The 1,722-nt window shown below is 50.8% G+C and carries 1 rRNA gene; it reads left to right on the top strand.

Annotation, left to right across the window (positions count from 1 at the left end):
• The first annotated feature begins 132 nt into the window (after positions 1-132).
• A 16S ribosomal RNA gene (locus A923_RS22440) occupies positions 133-1,677 on the top strand.
• Positions 1,678-1,722 lie beyond the last annotated feature (45 nt).

The raw sequence follows: 1,722 nt of genomic DNA, 5'->3' as shown, positions 1-1,722 counted from the left end.
AATTGTGAACATTAAATTAAATCGAAAGATTTGGTTTTATAAACAACAAGCTTCGGTTTGTTGTTGAAGTACAGAATTCATTGAGCCGACTTAATCGAATCTACTTGTAGATTGGGTTAGTCAAAAAACTTTTAATTGAAGAGTTTGATCATGGCTCAGATTGAACGCTGGCGGTAGGCTTAACACATGCAAGTCGAGCGGAAACGAAGAATAGCTTGCTATTCTGGCGTCGAGCGGCGGACGGGTGAGTAATGCTTGGGAATCTGCCTAGTCGAGGGGGACAACAGTTGGAAACGACTGCTAATACCGCATACGACCTACGGGTGAAAGGGGGCCTCTTCTTGAAAGCTCCCGCGACTAGATGAGCCCAAGTGGGATTAGCTTGTTGGTGAGGTAAGAGCTCACCAAGGCGACGATCCCTAGCTGGTCTGAGAGGATGATCAGCCACACTGGAACTGAGACACGGTCCAGACTCCTACGGGAGGCAGCAGTGGGGAATATTGCACAATGGGCGAAAGCCTGATGCAGCCATACCGCGTGTATGAAGAAGGCCTTAGGGTTGTAAAGTACTTTCAGCGAGGAGGAAAGGTTAACGATTAATACTCGTTAGCTGTGACGTTACTCGCAGAAGAAGCACCGGCTAACTCCGTGCCAGCAGCCGCGGTAATACGGAGGGTGCAAGCGTTAATCGGAATTACTGGGCGTAAAGCGCATGCAGGCGGTTTGTTAAGCGAGATGTGAAAGCCCCGGGCTCAACCTGGGAACTGCATTTCGAACTGGCAAACTAGAGTTCTTGAGAGGGTGGTAGAATTTCAGGTGTAGCGGTGAAATGCGTAGAGATCTGAAGGAATACCAGTGGCGAAGGCGGCCACCTGGCAAGTAACTGACGCTCAGATGCGAAAGCGTGGGTAGCAAACGGGATTAGATACCCCGGTAGTCCACGCCGTAAACGATGTCTACTCGGAGTTTGGTTCCTTGCGAACTGGGCTCTTAAGCTAACGCATTAAGTAGACCGCCTGGGGAGTACGGCCGCAAGGTTAAAACTCAAATGAATTGACGGGGGCCCGCACAAGCGGTGGAGCATGTGGTTTAATTCGATGCAACGCGAAGAACCTTACCTACTCTTGACATCCACAGAATCTGGTAGAGATACCTCAGTGCCTTCGGGAACTGTGAGACAGGTGCTGCATGGCTGTCGTCAGCTCGTGTTGTGAAATGTTGGGTTAAGTCCCGCAACGAGCGCAACCCTTATCCTTATTTGCCAGCACGTAATGGTGGGAACTCTAAGGAGACTGCCGGTGATAAACCGGAGGAAGGTGGGGACGACGTCAAGTCATCATGGCCCTTACGAGTAGGGCTACACACGTGCTACAATGGCGCATACAAAGGGCTGCAAACCAGCGATGGTAAGCGAATCCCATAAAGTGCGTCGTAGTCCGGATTGGGGTCTGCAACTCGACCCCATGAAGTCGGAATCGCTAGTAATCGTGAATCAGAATGTCACGGTGAATACGTTCCCGGGCCTTGTACACACCGCCCGTCACACCATGGGAGTGGGCTGCACCAGAAGTCATTAGCTTAACCTTCGGGAGGGCGATGACCACGGTGTGGTTCATGACTGGGGTGAAGTCGTAACAAGGTAGCCCTAGGGGAACCTGGGGCTGGATCACCTCCTTACGTAAAGTTGTTAATCTTTGTAAGTGCCCACACAAATTGCTTGAA

The organism is Moritella dasanensis ArB 0140 (assembly GCF_000276805.1).
Taxonomy (GTDB): Bacteria; Pseudomonadota; Gammaproteobacteria; order Enterobacterales; family Moritellaceae; genus Moritella; species Moritella dasanensis.
This window is presented reverse-complemented; position numbering and strand designations above follow the sequence as displayed.